This is a genomic window from Pseudoscardovia suis (assembly GCF_002797875.1).
GTDB classification, from domain to species: domain Bacteria; phylum Actinomycetota; class Actinomycetes; order Actinomycetales; family Bifidobacteriaceae; genus Pseudoscardovia; species Pseudoscardovia suis.
Genome location: NZ_PGFC01000002.1, coordinates 1 through 19,440, shown reverse-complemented (window position 1 = coordinate 19,440; position 19,440 = coordinate 1). Strand labels below are relative to the sequence as shown.

Here is a 19,440-nt window from a genome sequence, read left to right as displayed (position 1 = left end):
ACTCCCCGCACACACCCATCCCACCGACCCGTCAATGTGCCAGCCGCCACTCACACATAACGCCCGCGAGAGGACAAGGCGCCACGACAGGAACCCGCAAAGCCAGCAAACACAACAATCCCCCAAACGCCCAACACCACAACCACCATCCCAACCCCCAAAGTGACAGCCGCCACGCGCACATAACGCCCCACGTGCGAGCCCGCGACAATGACCGATTGAAGCTATCATGAGGTCAGAAACCGAGAGAAAAGGAGCGAGGCATGGAGGCCACGAACCCGGTGCTGGAATTCCTCACGAAACAGCGCGGCGCTAAGGCATACGCAAACGGCGGCTCGCCCCAACCAGGCCGCTTCGTGCGATGGTGGCGCGCCCACCGCCCCAGCACCCGGGCGTTGGGGTGGATCGCACCACTTATCGTCACGTTCATCGGCGGATTCCTGCGCTTCTTCCGCCTGGACCAACCTCATGTCCTCGTGTTCGACGAACACTACTACGTCAAAGATGCATGGGCAATGCTGCAAACCGGCACCGAAAGAGCATGGCCGGACCCAGACGCCGGCTCAATCCTCAACCTGGGCGCGGGTGCAGCGAAAATCGACAACGAATTCGCAAACGGCAACGTGAACATCTTCCTGTCGCAACCCGAAGAAATTTTCACGCATCCGCCGCTGGGCAAATGGCTGATTGCGATTGGCATGAAGGTGTTCGGCGGGGCGTATCCCTTCGCATGGCGCTTCACCGCCGCCTTGGCCGGCACTCTCGCGATTTTGCTGATTGCCCGAGTGGCGTTTAGGTTGTTCCACAATGTAACAATTGCCACGACGGCGGCCATTTTCATGGCGTTCGACGGACAAGCGATCACGCTGAGCCGCACCGCCATGCTCGACGGATTCCTCATGGTGTTTGTGCTCGGCGCATTCCTCTGCCTGCTGCATCACCGCGAATGGGCGCTCGCCACGCTGCGGATGGCGCACGAACTCGACGTTGCGCGCCCCGGCATGGTGATTCGATCCGTCACTCTCACGCCTCGCGAGCGCCGCGGCGAAGGCGGCGACCGCCTCAAGGCGAACGCTGTCGCCGGCCAACCGTCCGTCAGGCTTGTGGTTGCGTCAAGCGGACCGATCGTAGCATTCAGCGGGTGGCGGCTGGCGGCATTCATACTGCTCGCATTGGCTACCGGCATTAAATGGAGCGGAGGGTACTTCCTCGCGGTGTTTGCCATCATCTCCGTGCTGTGGGACGGCTATAACCGCCGCATCGTCGGATATCGCGGATGGTTCGGCGCCATGGTCGCCAAGGACGGTCTGCTGACCGCCCTGTACGCCCTGCCGTTATGCATTGCCACATACTTGGCCAGCTGGATGAGCTGGTTCCTAACACCGGATGCGTTCTACCGCCATTGGGCCGAGGAGAACCCCGGAAGCGGCGTCGCATGGTTGCCGTCCACCCTGCGTTCACTTGTGCAATTGCATATTCATGATGTGCAAGTCGCCAGCGCAATCAGCGCACCTCGCCCCTCATCGTCCACGGCGCTCGCCTGGCCGCTGCAGCTCACCGACACGCTCTTCATCGGGAAATACCACGTCCAGCCGCTGTCGTTTGACTTCCCCACGCTGTGCGGACCATCAGCCGGTTCCTCTGACTGCCTGGTGACCGTTGCGAATGTAGGCAATCCTGTGGTGTGGTGGGCCGGCGTGGCATGCCTGGTGGCGGCGCTCGTGATGGCCATTATCCGCCGCGGCGACTGGCGCGTGCTGGCCGTGTGGTCCGGCATGCTGGCGGGCTGGGCACCCTGGCTGCTGTATATGAATCGCACCACGTATTCGTTCTACTCCATAGCGTTTTTGCCGTGGGTGATTCTCGCCACATGCTATTGGCTGGATTGGCTGGCGAGACGCGGGCGGTACGTGAATTCGTTGCGCAACGCCGCTGTTGTGCTGGATGTGGCGACCATTGCCATAGGCATCTACCTGCTGCCGTTGTGGACTTTCGTTCCGATGACCACCACGGCATGGCTGTTCCGCATGATCCTGCCCGGATGGGCACGCGGCATGTAGGCCTGGCGCCAGGGCGGATGGAGGGCGGGTGGAGATGTACGCTCAGTGCCAAGGGTAGTGGGCCATAGCCCCATCATCCACAAGCAAACCACCCTCCCCCTATGTGTCAGTCGCCACTCACACATAGCCAAGGATTCAACATCACCGCCGCCCAATGCGCCAGCCACCACCCACACATAGCCACTCTTCCGAAACCACCCCCAAACCAGACCCCAGCAAACAAGCCAATTCCACATCCGCCCACACCACAAACGCGCCCAATGCGACAGCCGGCACTCACACATAGCAGGGCATCAGAAACAAAAGGGCGTTATGTGCCAGCAGCCACTCACACATAACGCCCCGGCGGCTACGCCACCAACGTCAGATGCCGTAGCATTCACGCGTATTGCGGCGCGTAATGCGAGCCATCTCCTCCACGCTGCATCCGCGCACTTGCGCCATTGCCTGCAGCGTGTAGGGAATCATCGACGGCGAATTTGTGCGCCCTCGATACGGCATCGGCGTGAGATACGGCGCGTCGGTCTCCACCAGAATCCGCGTCGGATCCGCAAGCGCCAACGCCTCGCGAATCCCGTCATTGCCCTTGTAGCTCACCGTGCCTGAGAAACTCATGTACCAGCCGTTTTCCTTGCAAATCCTGCCCATTTGCGCATCGCCGGAGAACGAGTGGAACACCGTGCGTTCTGGCGCCCCATCGCGCAGCAGCGTTGCGATGCAATCCTCATGCGCGTCACGGTCATGGATTTGCATGGGCAGATTCAGCTCCTTGGCGAGCGCAATGTGCGCGCGAAATGCCTCGATCTGGTAACGCCGCGCATCCTCACCGCAGCGGAAGTAATCAAGCCCCGTCTCGCCGATCACCACGACTTCGCGCGGATTTTCACGCGCCAAACGGTCCACTTCGGTGAGAGCTTCGTCGAAGGGAATGTCATGCCACGGCATGTAATGGGGCTCCAGGCCATCCGGCCCCATTTGCGCGCGATGCCCGTGCGCCACCGCCTCATTGGGATGAATCGCGACGCCCGCGTGCACCTGGCCGGGGTATGCCTTGGCCATGTTGATGGCGGTGCGCAGATGCGGGTATTCGCAAGCGTCGTCGATGATGCCCGTCACGCCCACGCTTGCCGCGCGACGCAACAGTTCTTCCGTCGAATAGACCGGCACATCGTATTGGCCGCGCGCCGCTGCTTCGCTGCTCATGTATTGCGAGTAGTTCACCACGGATGCCACGTGCGTGTGGTTGTCGATTACCTGGGCGCCTTCCGGCAGCGGCTGCGGCAGTGCCGGCCAGCTGCGATCGCGATGCTTGTGATGGGTCATGTTTCCAGTCTACGCACGGCGTTCGGCGGCATGGCGGGGCTTGAGACTGGGAACTGGAGTTGGGCGGGAGACGGGAGGAGCCGACTACAGACGACCGGGAGGAGAGGGAAAGGAGGAGTTGAGCGGAGGGAGTAACAGAGGGCGCGGCGGAAGGAAGTTAGTCGGAAGAATTGAGCCCCGAAGAGTTAAGGCACTGAAAAGCAAAAGAAAACCCGGCGGAAGGGAAATCGCCGGGTTGGAGAGAAAAAGGAGAGAGAGAAGAAGGGATTGAATTATCGGCTCATGCCGGTCAGCTTCTTGCTGACAGTTATTATTAAGCCACGCCTTGCTTGAGAAACACATGCAATAACCTGAGAGTCTGCTGCAAATTTTGTGTCGGAATTGTGTTGGATTGTGCAGTGACGCCGCGACCGCGCAATTTTCACATCGCCATCAACCCTGGGACCACCGTGTCCGGATTGTTCCACCCCGTCAGTCGTCACCCCAAGTCTCCAATGCGACAGCCGGCACTCACACATAGCAGGGAGCCCGACGCAACAGGCCCCTATGTGCCAGCCGGCACTCACACATAATCGCCCGCCCAAAAAGATCCAGGACACAAAAGCCAGCAAACAAGCCATTCCCATGCCACCCTCACCAAGGCAAACCCAACACAACGGCTAATGTGTCAGCCAGCACTCACACATAACCGCCCATCTGAAACCGCCATAGCCACAAAGCCCAGCAAACCTGCCACATCCTCCCCTACCAGCAGCGCCAAAGCCCCCAATGTGCCAGCGACCGCTCACACATAACGGACACAACGGCGACAACCACACAACGAACCACGCAAACAAGCCAACCCCACACCAACCGGCAGCACCAAAACACCCAATGTGACAGCCGGCACTCACACATAACCGTCATCGCAACGCCAGCCACACAAAGAACCCCAGGGAAAAAGCCAATCCACATTCACCCACACCACTCAACACACCCAATGTGACAGCCGGCACTCACACATAGCACCGGCAAGGAGGCAGGGCACCGCAACAGGAACCCCGAAAGCCAGCAACCGCAACAATTCCCAACACCCAAGACAGCAACCACCACGCCCAATCCCCCAATGTGCCAGCCACCACTCACACATAACAGGGAATCCGGCGTGACAGGACTCAATGTGTCAGCCAGCACTCACACATAACCGCCATCGCAACGCCAGCCACACAACGAACCCTAGGAAACAAGCCAATCCACATTCACCCCACACCACCCAACACACCCAATGTGTCAGCCAGCACTCACACATAGCAGAGATTCAATGCAACAACATCACAATGTGCCAGCCGACACTCACACATAGCGGGGAATCCGACGCAACAGGACCCTATGTGACAGCCGGCACTCACACATAGCCGCCTGCAGTGCCGCACCATACCGCGCCACCCTGCACTGCTGTGCGCTCAGCGGGAACGCTGGGGTCTCGACTGAGCCATCTGCGCCTTGTATTGATAGCCCCATTTCTCCAAGGAATCAAGCACTGGCTTGAGGCTGCGTCCGAGCGGCGTCAGCGAATACTCGACGCGCGGCGGCACCTCCGCGTATACCTTGCGCTGCACCAAGCCGTTCGCCTCCATCTCGCGCAGTTTCGCAGTGAGCACCTTCTGCGAAATGGAGCCGATTGATGCGCGCAGCTCGCTAAAACGCTTCTTCCCTGGCATCAAGTCGCGCAGAATCAGCACTTCCCACTTGTTGCCGATCAGCTGCAATGTCGTCTCGACTGGACATGCTGGCAATTCCTTGCGCGACACGCCGACGAACGTTGTATTTGCCATGATTTTTATCACTCCTCATACCTGAAATCATCAAATTCTTACCTTTTGGTGACTGAGTAACTTTTACAGTCTTGGTTACTTTTTGATAGTTTACGCAGTATCATCAATAGTGTCAAAAAGAAACCAAGAGGCGGCGGGAGACCGATCAGATGCCGCAGCGGCAGATCAAACACCTGCCAGCCCCAGGCAGCGGGAGACCGATCAAGTGCCGCAGCGGCAGATCAAACACCTGCCAGCCCCAACGGCGGAAAACTGATCAAACACCCACCAACCCTAGGCGGCGGGAAACCGATCAAATGCCGCCGCGGCAGATCAAACACCTGCCAGCTCCAACTCCCCCAGGAGGCGGCAGATCAAACACCTGCCGAGGAACTTAGAAGCCCTAAAGAAAGAAGAACAACCATGACATCCATCGCAGTAGTCGCAGCAAACGGCAAGTCCGGCAAGCTCATCGTCAAGGAAGCCGTCGATCGCGGCTTCGACGTCACCGCGGTCGTGCGCGGCGAAAACCACACCGTCGCCCAGCACGTCATCACCAAGGACCTGTTCGACCTGACCGCCGACGACCTCAAGGGCTTTGACGCGGTTGTGGACGCATTCGGCGCCTGGACCCCCGACACCCTGCCGCAGCACTCCACTTCCCTCAAGCACCTGGCGGACATCCTCTCGGGCACGCAGACCCGCCTCATTGTGGTCGGCGGCGCCGGTTCGCTGTACGTGGATCCCGAGCACAAGACACAGCTCGTTGACACCCCGGACTTCCCGGACGCGTTCAAGCCGCTCGCCAAGGCACAGGGCAAGGCCCTCGCCGAGCTGCGCGAGCGCAAGGACGTGCGCTGGACCTTCGTTTCCCCGGCTGCCGATTTCCAGGCTGACGGCGAGCGCACCGGCAAGTATATTCTCGCCGGCGAAGAGCTGAAGCTCAACGATCGCGGCGAATCCATCATCAGCTATGCCGATTACGCCATCGCCATCGTGGATGAGATCGCCAATGGCAACCACATTGGTGAACGCATCTCCGTCGTGCGCGCATAGCGCAAGGCACACCGCCCGCCGCGAATAAGCGCCCGTCTAGTGCAAGCTAGGCGGGCGCTTAGTTTAATCAGGCACGGGCACCGAGGATAAGACCCTGCTTGCCGCAAGCAAAGCGCAAGCCGCATCGCCTACCGCGAGCCGCATCATCCGCCACAAGCCGCATCGCTCGCCGCAAGCCGCAAGCCACCGCAAACCCGCCGCAAACCGCCCTGCCAAGCAACCACACCTAGCGCAGCCGCGACTCGAACACCATCGAGCGATCGCCGAAATACAGCGCGTCTCGCCACGATTCGTTGCCGCCCAAAGCCTTGGTCATCGAATCCTGCGCCACACGCTGCGCCGGCTCCACCTTGGGCTTGATCGGCACGAAGAACCACCGCACCAAGCCCACCACCATGTCTTGCACGGAATGCCACACGCCGATATACGACACAATCGCCCACGTGGTCACGATGGCGTTGAAGCCGGCGAAAACGGCATTGCCCCAGTTCTGAGACAGGTAGTCGGAGTAAAACACGAAGCACGAGAAGATCACGATCGCCCATGGCATCGCCACGTAAAGCGGCGGCGAAGCCGTGCGGTTCGAGACCTTGGGCGTGCGCACGAACGGGATTTTCGTATTCGTCATGCCTTGCTGGATGGATTTGAGGGTGCCAGCGAGGTTGACGGTGAGAAGCACGATGTTGAAACCGTAGATGCGGAATATGTCAGTGCGTTTATAGCCGTTGTATTTGAGGTCCGAGGCGTATGAGGCGAAATACGGCAGCGACGCGGCGACCACCCATGGGCTGAGCAGGCGTTGGTCGAACGGGTATCCGAGCAGAAATATCAGGCCGAAGCTCGACCATGCGATGGACGCCATGTAGTTGACACGCAGGCACCATTCGCCGAGTTTCACCGGCTCGGGCCCGGCTTTGCGCGCGCGCACAATGTTGAAGAACTTGCCGATGATGAGCAGGCCGCCGTTCGCCCAGCGGCGGCGTTGCACGACGAGCGAACCGAAATCCGGCGGCGTGGCGCTGTAGCTCAGACGCTCGGGATAATTGACCAAATGCCAGCCGTAATACCCCAGGTCCACGCTCGACTCGGTGTCTTCGATAACCGTGCGGTCCTGGATGTATGTCTTGATCGTGCGGGTGCCTTCCGTGGAGACGACGCAGATGTCGTCCAGCGCGCGTTTGCGAATCACCGCATTGGCACCCACCCAGAACGTGGCGTCGTAATACGTCATGCCTTGGTGCAGCACGTGCTGGATGTCCGTGGTGGCTGCGGCGATGCGTTCGATGCGCGTGGGCGCGCCACGGTACGACGAATACGGTGTCTGGATCACTGCGATGCGCTCGTTGCCGGGCTGTTCAAGCTGATAAACGAGGCGCAGGCAGTAGTCGCGCAACAGCATGGAATCAGCGTCGAGCGTGAGCACATACTCGGAGTCGCGCATCACGAAGTCCGGCGCTTCGCCCGGGCGGATGTCGCGCAGCACGATGCCGTCCGCCGACTGCTCTCGCTTGAGCTTATGCCCCATCAAGCCGATGAACGAGTTGAGGTTCATGGCTTTGTTGCCTTCTTGCGAGGTGGAGCAATACTGCTTGCGTTCGAACGACCAGCCGGAGGCTGTGAAGATTCGCACGAGGCGGTTGTACAGCTGAAGCAGACGTTCGGCGGGAATCCGTTCGTTAAGGTTCACGGCCTGCCGCAGCGCTTCATCGGTTTCACCCAATTCCCTCGCGAGGCCGCGCAGCACTTGGTCGCAGAAGAACTCATCCGTGTGGTCTTCCACCACCCAAGAATCTGCCTTCGCATCAAGCCAAGCGATGGCAGCGGAATAATCCTCCGCGCATTGTGCCACAATGCCGCGTCGGGCATACGTGTGGTCTTGCATCTCATCGCGGGCTTTGTCGCGGGCATCGCGGAAGCGGGCGGCGGGCGCCGCCAGTTCGTCCATCACCTTGGGCACAAGGTCGCGACTGGCTTTGAGTATGCGTCGGTGCTCGTCGTCCTTGGGATTCGGCGGATCATCTATGAGCAGCACGATGGCTATGTCCGGGAATTCCTGGAGGGCGGCGGACCAGATGGTTTTCTCGACCACCTTGGGTTGCTCCACGTATGAGGGGATGAGCACGGTGATCCCCTTGGAATACCCGTGGTCGAAATGCTCATCGAGCATGGCGCGCGGGATGCGGTGATGCTTGATGAACCGCCGCATGGCGCCCTGTCGCGTGACGAGATACACCATTGCGCTGAATATCAGCACCGTCACGATCAGCAAATACAACACGCCTTCGAGCACAAACCTCAGCGTTATGTTCGGGTTGTGCACGAAAAGCGTGAGCACCATCCTCACCATGTACACGACGTAGCACACGACGGTCATGATCATCGCACAGTATCCCGTGACGATTTTCCGACCGGTCGGGCGGTCATGCATGATGGACAGCGGCTGTGTGGAGCGTTCCGCGCCCCATTGTCTGCTACGGCCGTCATGCGCACGCTTCGCGGCTTTATGACTTGCCATTTTCTCTACCTCAAGTTCGGTTTTCACACAGGCCCATGCAGAGCACGGGCAGTTTTCACACTGTCCGCATAGAATGACGGAAACAGTGAGCTGCAACGTTATACCAAACGCTCTATCCCATGGCTGCATTCCGGTTTGATTCCAGTTTGGAAGCCACCCAACGCTTGGCAACGTTTATCGATACACTAAGGCTAGCGCGATAAAAGGACGCGGAAAGAAGCATGCATGAGTCGCAATAAACCATTGTTCCCAGGCCGCCGCTTTTCCGTTGCTCGTTTCGCAATATTCCTCGTTGCGCTGATTTTCATCGTCGCAAGCGTGTGGGGATGGCTCACCTACACGAAGATTTCGTCAAAGAAACTTCCCTACCCATGGTTCGGCGGCTATGCCGACGTCACATCCACGCCCAGCTACACATTCGAGTCCGACGTGGGCGACGTATACAAGAACGTGGTGCTGGGGTTCATCACGGCATCCTCCGGTTGCACGCCCACCTGGGGCGGGTATTACACGATGGACGACGCCGCATCACAGCTCGACATGGACAGCCGCATCGCGCGCGTCTCACGCGCCGGGCGCACCGTCACCATCAGCTTCGGTGGGCAAGCGGGTACGGAACTGGCTTCGCAATGCTCCACCGCGCAGGACCTCGCGGACGCTTATGAATCCGTCATCTCCCGCTATCATGTGTCGTCCCTTGATTTCGACATTGAAGAAAGCAATCTCGACGGATACAGCGATTCAGCCACGCGGCGCGCGCAAGCCGTCGCCCTGCTGCAAAGCAAAGCCGAGGAATCCGGCAATCCCCTCACCGTCGGCCTCACGCTGCCTGTCGACACCAATGGTCTGACGAGCGAAGGCAAGGATACCGTCGAATCCTTCCTCGACGCAGGCGTGAACCTCGGCTCGCTCAACGTCATGGCGATGGATTTCAACGTGCAATCCACGAAAGTGGACCAAGTCACACTGATCAAGCAAGCCCTGAACGCCGTGCACGCCCAATACAAGAGCATGCTGTATTCACGCGGCAAGCTGTTCAGCGACACGCAGATTTGGGAGATGATGGGCGTGACCGTGCTCATCGGGCAAAACGACACGGACGGGGAATATCTGACGCTTGACGACGCGCAGCAAATCAACACGTTCGCCATGCAAGCGAATCTGGGACGAGTGAGTATGTGGTCGCTCAACCGCGACCAGCAATGCGGTGAAAACGCCTCCGTCACCTCCACGCAAACCGCATGCAGCGGCGTGAAGCAGACCAAAGGCGAATTCGCCACGATTCTAGGCTCGGGATTCCGCGGAACGCCTGGCACGCTCGTCGACATGAACACCACATGGGAGCAAAACGGCAGCGCCTACCCGCAGTGGAACGAGACCACGCAGTATTCCAAGGGCGATAAAGTCGTCTGGGACAGCAAAATCTACGAAGCGCTCTCGCCCAACATCGGTATCAAGCCCGACAGCACCGCCGAAGGCACCGACTCCCCCTGGAGGCTCATCGGCCCGACAAGCTAGACCAGCCGCATCAGTAAGCGGCGGCACTGCCGCGCCTGTGCCGCGCAATACCGCTGCCGCACAACCCGAACACAATCCGCACAATTCACGCAAGCACAATCCATGCAACTCGCAATCCATGCAATGATTCTCTCAAGGAGCGCATCATGGCATTACCCCCGATCACCCCATCACCGGCGCAGCTAGCTTCCACGCAGCCGAGCGCGCAGCCAAACGCACAGTCAAACGCGCAGCCGACCATGCAGCCCAGCGCACCGTCATTCATGCCGCATGCCGGCAACCGCAACGTCCGCGTGTGGCTGCTCAGCATCGTCTGCCTCGCGCTGCTCGCAGGAACCGCAATCAGCTATTGGCCCTCGACGGTGGCGTTTGCATCAGCCCATCCGCATACAACGCTTGCTTCCATCATGTCGTTCATCCTGTGCTTGGCTTATGCAACGGAGCTTTCCAGCGTCCCTCTTTCCTGCCGACACAGCGTCATCCCGCTGCTGACGATCATGCTGCTCGTCACCGGCACGTTCAACGGCTTGTTCCTGCCGCTGATCATCGTGACGCTGCTCAGCTCCGCATGGACGGCTCGTAGCGTGCTCCTCGGATCCATAAGCGCTACAAGCGCTCTGGCAATCGTGCCTGTGACCTACCTCGTTCTGGGAGACGAGCCTGGGAAGCTGCGCGACATACTGGTAAATTCCGTGCCGACCGACGCAGCGTTCCATTATTTGATCGGCCATTGGATCGTGCCGCTTGTCATCCTCGCCTTCGCCTTCATCGCCACGAGATTCCTGTGCGACATCATCGTGTTCATCGCCACGGGGAGTCCAATCCGCGCGGCATTGCAGGAGTTCAGCGTCACCCGCACCACTGGCCTAGCCGTCGCCGACCTCGCCGCTGCCATTATCACAATCTGGATTCCTGCTATCTTCGAATTCTCCTTCGATCTGGCCAACATCCTCGACGTGCACGTGCTGTTCCTGTCGCTGCTGGATATCTATGCCTTGGCGCTCATGAGCTACTACACGATGCGTCACCTTGCACGCACCCGCAACTCATTGCACAGCATCACCGCAATAACCGATGCCCTTCCGCTGCCGCACGACAAGCCAGAAGACGTCATCGTCTCCATCATCAACAACACGCTCCCGAACGTGCGATGCTTCGTGTGCGAACCGCACCACCTGCCCTACCGCACATTCCACACATACCGCGTATCCCAGCCCATCGGCAACACGCGCAACCCGCGCGTCATCGTCTTCGAACGCAGCATGCTCAATCGCCCGTTCCTGACAGCGGACGGGGAGGTGCTTGCATCCGCCGCCGCAATCCTGTCCGAAGAGCTTCGCGCGCACCGCGAGGTCACGATGCTGCGCACGGAAAGCGAAACGGATCCGCTCACCGGCGCCTACACCTATGCGTCGCTGGTCGCATACCTCAAGACGCTGCAGACTGAAAACAGCGCGAACACCATCGCCATCATCTATGTGGAGCTTGAACGCTTCCGTCATGTCAATGAGCATTACGGCAGGCGCACCGGCAACATGGTGCTGCGCACCACCGCTGCGAGAATCCGCAGCCTCATGCCCGACGATGGCATGCTCGTGCGCGTGGGCGGGGATGGATTCGTGGTCGTGCTGCAAGACAAGTCAAACGACCTCGACCTGCCTGACCTTGCCAGCAAGCTCCATGACGCCACGTCACTGCCGCTGCATGTGGATCACGACATCGTGTCGGTCTCCACAATCGTCAGCACATCCGTGCTGGCACCCAGCAATTTCTCGCAGCTCAATTCAATTCTGGAAAGCGCCGGCGTGGACCTTGGGGAAGAGTCGACGGACGTCCAGGAAGACACCAGCCATTCCACAATGCCATCCGAATCGCTGCGCGAAGCCATCGAAAGCGGATCGTTCACGCTGCGTTACCAACCGGTGCTCAACCTAGATCACGACACGATCATCGGAGTCATCGCCATCCCGCATATCACCGATGCCGACGGACACGTTCTCTCACATGACTTCATCGTGAACGAGGCGCTGCGACTGTCTTTGGGCGCGAAGCTCACAACAAGCATCATCCAGCAAGGCGTGACCTTCCTGACGCAGCTGCAATCCACCACCCAGGGACTGAACAGTTTGGGGATAATCCTCAACGGTGGCGAACTCGAAGACCCCGCATTCTACGAGCAAATAGAGAACACAAGCAAAGCCCACCCCAACATCACGCTTCACCTGCAGTTCGGGCATGACGCCATGCAGCAGGCGCCGTCGCTGCCTGATTTCACGGAGGATCTACTCACGCTCGCAGCACTGCCCAACGTGAGCATCGCCATTGCGGATGCAGGCACGTCGTTCTCTGAGCTATCGGCGTTGTCCACGATTCCCGCAAATTCGATGGTGTTTGACTCCTCCGTGACGCAGGACATTGACAATCCCCGCACGCACAGCATCGTGGCAGAAATGCTGCAATCGGCCAAGCGTCACGATTTCAGCCTGTTTTTCAGCGGAGTGTCGCAGCCGCGCCAAGTGCAACAGCTGCGCAAGCTCGGGTGCTCGACGGTGCTGGGCGATGTTTTCGCAACGGCGATGACGGAATCGGAGCTGCGCATGCGCCTGACGACCACCGGTCTTTCGGCGAACGTCGAGTACGTGCTGCCCGCCGATAAGCCTGCCAATGATTCCACCGATTCCACTGCACAGCAAGAAAAGACCTCGCAGCGCGGAAAGCACTACGAGGTCCCAGAGATTCGGCCGATCACACGGCCGTCGTTCGATGACTGACGCGATTACTCCGCTGCGCCGTCAGCCGCACCGGCGCCTTCAGAGGCGGCCAGCTTGGCCTTCTCGGCGGCGAGGCGGGCGGCTTCCTTGGCGCGGCGGGCGTCAAGGTCAGCCTGGAAACGGGCCAGCTCCTCTTCCACTGCCTCCGGCGGAATCTTCTGGAAGATCGGCGTCGGCTTGGCAATCGGGGTATGGGGCTTGAGCTCTTCGCGCGCCCACGGATGCACGTTTACGCCTAGCTTGTAGTCGCCGGTGATGATCGGATACGTGAAGCCCGGCTTGTCAAGGTCCTCCACCTGTTCGATATGTGGCATCGGCGAGAACACGCCCGCGCCGCCCATCGTCTCCCACACCTTCTGCGCGGAATGAGGCAGGAACGGCGCAAGCATCACGTTCGCATCCATCACAGCCTGCGCAGCCGTGTAGAGCACGGCGGCGAGACGGTCGGGGTTGTCCTTGATCTTCCACGGCTCTTCGGCCGAGACATACTTGTTGATGTCCTGCACGATGCGCATCGCTTCGGAAAGCGCGGCCTTCTGATGATGCTCACCAATGAGGTCGCCCACGGTGTCGAACGCGGCCAGCGTCTCGTCAAGCAGCGCATGGTCGGTGCCGGTGAACGCCTCGGGCTTTGTCTCGGGAATCTCGCCGAAGTTCTTGTGCAGCAGCACGGCGACGCGGTTGACGAGGTTGCCCCAGCTCGCCACGAGCTCCTCATTGTTGTGGCGCACGAATTCCGCCCACGTGAAGTCGGAATCGGAGTTCTCCGGGCCTGCCACCGAAATGTAGTAGCGCACGGCATCCACGGGGTAACGCGCCAGGATGTCCTTGACATAGATGACGATGCCACGCGACGAGCTGAACTTCTTGCCTTCCATCGTCATGAATTCGCTCGCCACCACCTGCGTGGGCAGGTTGAGATGGCCGTATTCGCCCGGTTCGCCGCCCTTGTTGCCTTCGCCGTTGTAGGCGAGGATCTCAGACGGCCAGATCTGGGAGTGGAACGTGATGTTGTCCTTGCCCATGAAGTAGTAGCCCAGGGAGTTCGGGTCGTTCCACCACTTGCGCCATGCTTCGGGGTCGCCCTTGCGGCGGGCCCATTCGATGGAGGCGCTGAAGTAACCGATCACGGCGTCGAACCACACATACAGCTTCTTGTTGGGGTTGTCGATCCAGCCGTCCACCGGCACCGGGATGCCCCAGTCGATGTCACGCGTGATGGCGCGGGGACGGACTTCTTTGAACAGCCCCTTGGAGAAGTTGATGACGTTCGTGCGCCAGCCTTCACGGGTGTTGAGCCAGGCGAGGTTCGCGTCCGCCAATGCCGGCAGGTCGAGGAAGAAGTGCTCGGTTTCTTTGAAAATCGGCGTCTCGCCGTTGATCTTGGAGACGGGGTTGATCAGATCGATTGGATCGAGCTCGTTGCCGCAGTTGTCGCACTGGTCGCCGCGAGCGCCATCCGCGCCGCAGATCGGGCAGGTGCCCTCGATGTAGCGGTCAGGCAGCGTGCGCCCGGTGCTGGGCGAGATGGCGACCTGCTGCGTGCCCTTGTAGATGTAGCCGTTCTTGAGGCACTGGCGGAAGAGTTCCTGCACCACGTGCTCGTGATTGCCGGTGGTGGTGCGGGTGAACAGGTCGTAGCTCAGGCCCAGATCGCATAGGTCCTTCGCGATGACCGCATTGTAGCGGTTGGCAAGCTCTTGCGCGCTCACGCCCTCGGCTTCCGCCTGCACGAGGATCGGCGTGCCATGCTCATCGGTGCCGGAGACCATGAGCACGTTGTCGCCCTTCATGCGGGCATAACGGGCATAGACGTCGGACGGCACACCAAAACCGGCTACGTGGCCGATATGTCGGGGGCCGTTTGCATACGGCCAAGCAACGGAAACAAGAACGTTAGTCATAGTTGCGATTATCGATGTTTGCGCAGACAAGGGGCGAGCATTGCACGGTATGCGAACGGTGGGGGCGCGGACGGCAGGACGGGCGCGGACGGTGGCCGGCATGAGCCTTCCGCATGCACTTTCCGCAGGAGCTTTCCATGCTGGCCTTCCACATGGGATTTCCGCGTTGGCTTCCCGCAAGAGCTTTCCGCCCAGGATTTCCACGTTGGATTTCCACACTGGCTTTCCACATAGCGTGCAGAATTTTCCACATGGCGCACAATTTATCCCCTTATCCACAATTTTCGTCATGCGCCTCCCCCACGCGCGACAAATCGAATAGCGTTCAGACATGGCTACTATTACCCACACCATCACCCATGACATCACGCAATCATTCGACGCGATTTACCAGCCGGATGAGCTGCCCGGGGGCATGTCCCACATCGTGCTGCACCATGCCGGCGCCGTCAATGCCTCAGCGCGAAAGACACTGTATCGGTCAAGCGACGGACTGTCGCCTTGGCGCAGGGCCGAACTCGTACGACCGCTGCTTCCCTACGGCATCACCGTATGCCTGTGGCTTGCCGCATGGATCTGGGTGGGAGGCGAATTCCCCGAAGCGCTGGATGTGGTGGCGCCCACCCGTTACATGTCGGATGCCTACAACCGGGCGCTGAGACTGCATAACCGCACAGTTAACGGACGCGACCTCGTGATATTGCGCAGGCTGCGTGTGTCTTCTCCGTTGCGCACCGCATGCGACATTGCATGCCTTGATGATGCCGATGTCGAATCGCATGCCACGCAACGAGCCACGGTGGCGACGCTCATGAGGGAGTGCGCACTCGCACCGCAAACGTGCATCCATGCGCTGCAAAACAATCCACACACTATGGGCCATCCCGAAGGAGTGAGATTATTCCGCGATATGCGCGACGAAGAGGAACGGCTCAGACACATCATCCATGACCGCGCAAAGGAGCCGCCACTGCCATCGATGCCAACGCTGCATCCCGCCGTCATGGTGCCGGCGCATGCCAGTTTGCACGACAAGGAACAAGGCACTGCACATGCGATTGAGTGGCCAGAGATGCAGGAGGAACGATGGCCGAACACGCGATGAGCTCAGCGTTTTCATGGCGCAGCAAACACAAAAGCAGCAGACACGGCATGTCCGCGCCGGCGCTCACAGCCCCCAGCGCACCTGCAGCCCCCATCGCACCTGCAGCCCCTATCGCACCTGCTGCTGCAGCCAGCGTATCTGCAGTCCCCAGCGCGCCTGCCGCAGCTATCTATGTGTCCGCGACCGCGCAATGCGCGTCCGACCCGCGAACGCCGCCGCAAGACCTGTGGGAATTGGCACGCATCCCTGAATTGCGCAAGTGGATCATCGCAAACACCGCTGCCCCGGCGGCACTCATCAATGCGATTGCCCGCGCCGGTGGACCGGGTGTGCGCCAAGCCATGCAGCTGCTGCACGATTCACTGCAAGAACCCGGCGCGGAGGCACCGCCGCTCACTTCAACGACAGCGACGCCTGATACACCTTCTTGCGATTGGGGAACGAGCCGTCAGGCAAGGGATGTTCCTTGACGACCTCAGCAATCGCATCCTTCATGCGAATGCCTTCAGCCTTGGAGCGTTCTTGGGCGAGGTGCGCAAGCTGCTCGTCCGTCAATACTTCGGCGGATGCCTCGTTGACCTCCTCGGTGGAGGCACCGGCGATCACCAGCACAATCTCGCCACGCGGCGGATCGTCCACCACGCTTTGGCGCACCTGCCTGATTGTGCCGCGGCGCACCTGCTCGTAATCCTTGGTGAGCTCACGGCACAACGCCATCTGACGGTCGGGACCAAACGCCGCAAGCAGCGCATCCATCGTCTCATCGATGCGATGCGGCGCCTCATAAAACACCATGGTGCGCATTTCGTTGTGCAACGAGCGCAGCCGCTGCTCACGGTCACTCGCCTTGCGCGGCACAAAACCCTCGTAGCAGAAGCGGTCAGTGGGCAGGCCGGCGAGCGCCAATGCATCCAGCACGGCGGAAGGACCCGGGGCGCAGGTCACGGGCAGACCGCGTTCAATGGCGCGGCGCACAATCGCCAGCCCAGGGTCGTTGATCGTGGGCATCCCGGCGTCGGAAACAAGCAGCACAGTGGCGCCGCCCTCCACTTCGTCCAGCAAGGAATCGGCCTTCTGCCGCTCGTTGTGGTCATGGTTTGCCACCACCCTGCCGTTGACGTGCACACCCAGGCGGCGGGCAAGGTCATAGAGGCGACGCGTGTCTTCCGCAGCGACGATATCCGCCTGCTGCAGCAGAGCGATGAGGCGCAGCGAGGCGTCACCGGTGTTGCCAATAGGCGTTGCGGCGAGCACCACGCAACCATGCGGAACAGGGATGCCTGCGGCAACTTCGCCGTCGCGGCTTTGGATCGGCGTCGCATCGTCCTGCACATCGGCGGACGCAGGAGCGGAATCAGGAGCGAACGCAGCGGATGTCGTGGAATCAGCGGGAATCACAGGCGCCGCGGAAGCTGCAGGCGCCGCGAGCGTGCCCTGATTGCTCAGTACTGGTTTGTCTGCGGATGCCTCCACCCTTCTCGACGATTCGCCACGATCTGACACGAGTCCTTCATAATCATCGCCATGCGCATATTCCATGCCTCCAGTATCCACCACCCCGCGCATAACTCCGCCGGCAACCAACCTCATGCCATCCCTCAACCGCGTGCGCGCCTGGACACACAGCTCTTACGCCGCGCGTCTGTGTACACAGCGCAAGCGCGCACACGGCTGGCGCGCATCTGTTTCAGGCGCGAACCGTCTCTATGAGCGAAGCAACGGCAAATATCGCAAAGCCAGCAGCGAAGGCAAACATCGCAGCATCAGAAAGGTGCATGCACAGCAGCACGATGCCAACGACCGCAAGCACAGCGAGGACCACCCACAGCACGATTCGCCACGTTGAAGCCTGGTTATGTGCGAGTTCTGCCTGCCCTTGCGCTTGCTTCCCCTGCGCATCCCCCTGCACACGCCCCTGAGCGTCAGCCTGCGCAGAAGCCTGGCTCTCCGCAGTCAGCCTGTCTACCACGCTCCCACCGGCCCGTCGATTCACGATATCGCCGATGAGCGCACCGAGCAGCATCACCTCGACGCCCTGCAAAGCCATGTGCATTTTGAAATTCATGACGAGACCGATAATCAACGTGGCCCACACAATGACCGTCCCGACGATTTTCCAGACTTTTCCAGAATCCTTCACGAGTCTCCCTTCTCGAATCCACATTGTTTCGGCACGGAAACAGCCTACGCCCCTGTCATCATGCGAAGCAAGCCGACCTGACGCTTCCGATACCCGTAAGTTCAGCAGCGAGCGCCGCGGCAGCGCCACCGAGCGCCCGCAACTTCTCGTAGCTGAACGAGGCACCAGCGATAATTCTCACAGCATTCGCCACACCGCCCAGCGCCTTAATCAACTTCTTAATTTTTAAGATTTTCGCAGCCGGAAAGGCAGTAGACGCGATCAAGGCCGCGATAGCGGCAGCGCACTTCCAAAAATTAGCACGCCGTATAGAACCATTCTGCGCCCGTTGCACATTGCTCTGAATCCAGTTACGCGTCGCCTCATCCCCCTGAAGAAGAACAGCATCAGGAATAGCCATAATCAATGTAAGGCCACGCTGCAAATCCTCAGCTTTTCGCTCACTTAAGGAAGAGTCAACCGCCACAATTTGAGTCATCGCTTCCAACTGCGTCACTTCAGCGGCATTTGCCACATTCACGCTTGAAAAAGCCAATGCAACTGTCACTGCCGTCGCTGCAAGCATCTTGATATATTTCATTTGTCTCTCCTTGAAATAGGAATCGTCTCTTCTTCATACAGTCAGATGAAGAGCAGAATAATTTTCGTCACCCATCGCGCAACCGGCTCTCCCATGCCCACTGCACGACATGCGCTATAAATCACATGTTCTTCTGTACCGGTAAATCTGTTGAGAGCTGCGAAGAACCCTCCTGCTCCGGCATATTTTTCGACAGTTTTTCGCACCGGAGCGGGGATTCTGCTCCATGCTTTTATCACAGCGCGTGCCACGGCCGAGGCACCGATGCGTCGACTGACCTCAGCTGATTCCGCAGAACCCACCTGAAGAGTTGACGCTGAATCAACGGGAAGCGCCTCAGCAGAACCCGTTCCGAGCCCCAAAGCACCTGATGACAATGCCACAATCACAAGGAAAGAGCAAATGCCTCTGTCTAGGTCCGCAGTAAATCTCATATGCCTCCTCTCAAAAACACTGCGGGATCCTCGACGTTTCGCCGAGAATCGGCTCGTCAAACCGACTTGGTCTGTTTGACGTTGCAGTTCGATTGATGACGTTTCTTAAATTAATGTGAGACGCACAACAGTGGCGTTCTTTGTCGGATAACGTCCGAATTCTTGCGCATTTTCGGATTCCGGCCTTGATGGAAAAGGACATGGGCCGCGCCGGGTACGATTTTCAGTCGCTAGACAATGA

At 59.6% G+C, this 19,440-nt stretch carries 14 protein-coding genes; 6 read left to right on the top strand and 8 right to left on the bottom strand.

Translation table 11 applies throughout. From position 1 onward, the window contains the following. The first annotated feature begins 263 nt into the window (after window positions 1–263). Entirely contained in the window at window positions 264–2,060 is a 1,797-nt protein-coding gene (locus CLV65_RS02810) for a dolichyl-phosphate-mannose--protein mannosyltransferase (protein WP_094690496.1), read from the top strand. Between the two features lie 363 nt (window positions 2,061–2,423). Here CLV65_RS02810 and CLV65_RS02805 read toward each other — a convergent pair whose 3' ends face one another. Further along, a complete protein-coding gene (locus tag CLV65_RS02805) occupies window positions 2,424–3,383 on the bottom strand; it encodes a TatD family hydrolase (protein ID WP_094690497.1) in 960 nt (319 codons plus the stop codon). A gap of 1,442 nt (window positions 3,384–4,825) precedes the next feature. Continuing rightward, complete coding sequence (locus tag CLV65_RS02800; protein ID WP_094690498.1) at window positions 4,826–5,197, bottom strand: winged helix-turn-helix transcriptional regulator; 372 nt, start codon at window positions 5,195–5,197, stop codon at window positions 4,826–4,828. Between the two features lie 402 nt (window positions 5,198–5,599). Here CLV65_RS02800 and CLV65_RS02795 point away from each other — a divergent pair, with 402 nt between their 5' ends. Beyond that, window positions 5,600–6,232 (top strand): NAD(P)-dependent oxidoreductase, encoded by a 633-nt coding sequence (locus CLV65_RS02795; RefSeq protein ID WP_094690499.1) that lies wholly within the window; start codon window positions 5,600–5,602, stop codon window positions 6,230–6,232. Between the two features lie 226 nt (window positions 6,233–6,458). Here CLV65_RS02795 and CLV65_RS02790 read toward each other — a convergent pair whose 3' ends face one another. Further along, window positions 6,459–8,747 (bottom strand): glycosyltransferase family 2 protein, encoded by a 2,289-nt coding sequence (locus tag CLV65_RS02790; protein WP_094690500.1) that lies wholly within the window; start codon window positions 8,745–8,747, stop codon window positions 6,459–6,461. A gap of 225 nt (window positions 8,748–8,972) precedes the next feature. On the opposite strand from CLV65_RS02790, the gene CLV65_RS02785 reads away from it, so the two are divergent. Both CLV65_RS02785 and CLV65_RS02780 read left to right on the top strand, forming a co-directional pair. After that, the gene (locus CLV65_RS02785) at window positions 8,973–10,265 is read left to right on the top strand and encodes a chitinase (RefSeq protein WP_094690501.1); all 1,293 of its coding nucleotides are present in this window, start codon (window positions 8,973–8,975) and stop codon (window positions 10,263–10,265) included. Between the two features lie 146 nt (window positions 10,266–10,411). Further along, entirely contained in the window at window positions 10,412–13,036 is a 2,625-nt protein-coding gene (locus CLV65_RS02780) for an EAL domain-containing protein (RefSeq protein WP_094690502.1), read from the top strand. A 5-nt stretch (window positions 13,037–13,041) separates the two neighbouring features. On the opposite strand, the gene metG is transcribed toward CLV65_RS02780, so the two are convergent. Beyond that, complete coding sequence (gene metG / locus CLV65_RS02775; protein WP_094690508.1) at window positions 13,042–14,940, bottom strand: methionine--tRNA ligase; 1,899 nt, start codon at window positions 14,938–14,940, stop codon at window positions 13,042–13,044. A gap of 331 nt (window positions 14,941–15,271) precedes the next feature. On the opposite strand from metG, the gene CLV65_RS02770 reads away from it, so the two are divergent. Both CLV65_RS02770 and CLV65_RS09265 read left to right on the top strand, forming a co-directional pair. Next, window positions 15,272–16,045, top strand: coding sequence for a hypothetical protein (locus CLV65_RS02770; RefSeq protein WP_094690503.1), 774 nt, complete (start codon window positions 15,272–15,274; stop codon window positions 16,043–16,045). Then, window positions 16,027–16,515: a variant leucine-rich repeat-containing protein gene (locus tag CLV65_RS09265; RefSeq protein WP_483407198.1), complete on the top strand. Its 489-nt coding sequence runs from the start codon at window positions 16,027–16,029 to the stop codon at window positions 16,513–16,515. The genes CLV65_RS02770 and CLV65_RS09265 overlap by 19 nt, the downstream gene beginning before the upstream one ends. Here CLV65_RS09265 and rsmI read toward each other — a convergent pair. The 4 genes from rsmI to CLV65_RS08690 form a co-directional block, all read right to left on the bottom strand. Continuing rightward, window positions 16,439–17,584, bottom strand: coding sequence for a 16S rRNA (cytidine(1402)-2'-O)-methyltransferase (rsmI, locus tag CLV65_RS02765; RefSeq protein WP_094690509.1), 1,146 nt, complete (start codon window positions 17,582–17,584; stop codon window positions 16,439–16,441). The genes CLV65_RS09265 and rsmI overlap by 77 nt on opposite strands. 148 nt (window positions 17,585–17,732) lie before the next feature. After that, window positions 17,733–18,185 (bottom strand): hypothetical protein, encoded by a 453-nt coding sequence (locus CLV65_RS02760; protein WP_094690504.1) that lies wholly within the window; start codon window positions 18,183–18,185, stop codon window positions 17,733–17,735. A gap of 58 nt (window positions 18,186–18,243) precedes the next feature. Continuing rightward, on the bottom strand, window positions 18,244–18,765 hold the full coding sequence (locus tag CLV65_RS02755; RefSeq protein ID WP_094690505.1) for a hypothetical protein: 522 nt from the start codon (window positions 18,763–18,765) through the stop codon (window positions 18,244–18,246). 41 nt (window positions 18,766–18,806) lie between these two features. Then, the gene (locus CLV65_RS08690; RefSeq protein ID WP_144441826.1) at window positions 18,807–19,199 is read right to left on the bottom strand and encodes a hypothetical protein; all 393 of its coding nucleotides are present in this window, start codon (window positions 19,197–19,199) and stop codon (window positions 18,807–18,809) included. Window positions 19,200–19,440: the final 241 nt, after the last annotated feature.

What these genes read in the sequence shown, in the direction of transcription:
- CLV65_RS02810 (WP_094690496.1), top strand. Translation starts at nt 264, where the DNA reads ATGGAGGCCACGAACCCGGTGCTGGAATTCCTCACGAAACAGCGCGGC.
- CLV65_RS02805 (WP_094690497.1), bottom strand. Translation starts at nt 3,383, where the DNA reads ATGACCCATCACAAGCATCGCGATCGCAGCTGGCCGGCACTGCCGCAG.
- CLV65_RS02800 (WP_094690498.1), bottom strand. Translation starts at nt 5,197, where the DNA reads ATGGCAAATACAACGTTCGTCGGCGTGTCGCGCAAGGAATTGCCAGCA.
- CLV65_RS02795 (WP_094690499.1), top strand. Translation starts at nt 5,600, where the DNA reads ATGACATCCATCGCAGTAGTCGCAGCAAACGGCAAGTCCGGCAAGCTC.
- CLV65_RS02790 (WP_094690500.1), bottom strand. Translation starts at nt 8,747, where the DNA reads ATGGCAAGTCATAAAGCCGCGAAGCGTGCGCATGACGGCCGTAGCAGA.
- CLV65_RS02785 (WP_094690501.1), top strand. Translation starts at nt 8,973, where the DNA reads ATGAGTCGCAATAAACCATTGTTCCCAGGCCGCCGCTTTTCCGTTGCT.
- CLV65_RS02780 (WP_094690502.1), top strand. Translation starts at nt 10,412, where the DNA reads ATGGCATTACCCCCGATCACCCCATCACCGGCGCAGCTAGCTTCCACG.
- metG (WP_094690508.1), bottom strand. Translation starts at nt 14,940, where the DNA reads ATGACTAACGTTCTTGTTTCCGTTGCTTGGCCGTATGCAAACGGCCCC.
- CLV65_RS02770 (WP_094690503.1), top strand. Translation starts at nt 15,272, where the DNA reads ATGGCTACTATTACCCACACCATCACCCATGACATCACGCAATCATTC.
- CLV65_RS09265 (WP_483407198.1), top strand. Translation starts at nt 16,027, where the DNA reads ATGGCCGAACACGCGATGAGCTCAGCGTTTTCATGGCGCAGCAAACAC.
- rsmI (WP_094690509.1), bottom strand. Translation starts at nt 17,584, where the DNA reads ATGGAATATGCGCATGGCGATGATTATGAAGGACTCGTGTCAGATCGT.
- CLV65_RS02755 (WP_094690505.1), bottom strand. Translation starts at nt 18,765, where the DNA reads ATGAAATATATCAAGATGCTTGCAGCGACGGCAGTGACAGTTGCATTG.
- CLV65_RS08690 (WP_144441826.1), bottom strand. Translation starts at nt 19,199, where the DNA reads ATGAGATTTACTGCGGACCTAGACAGAGGCATTTGCTCTTTCCTTGTG.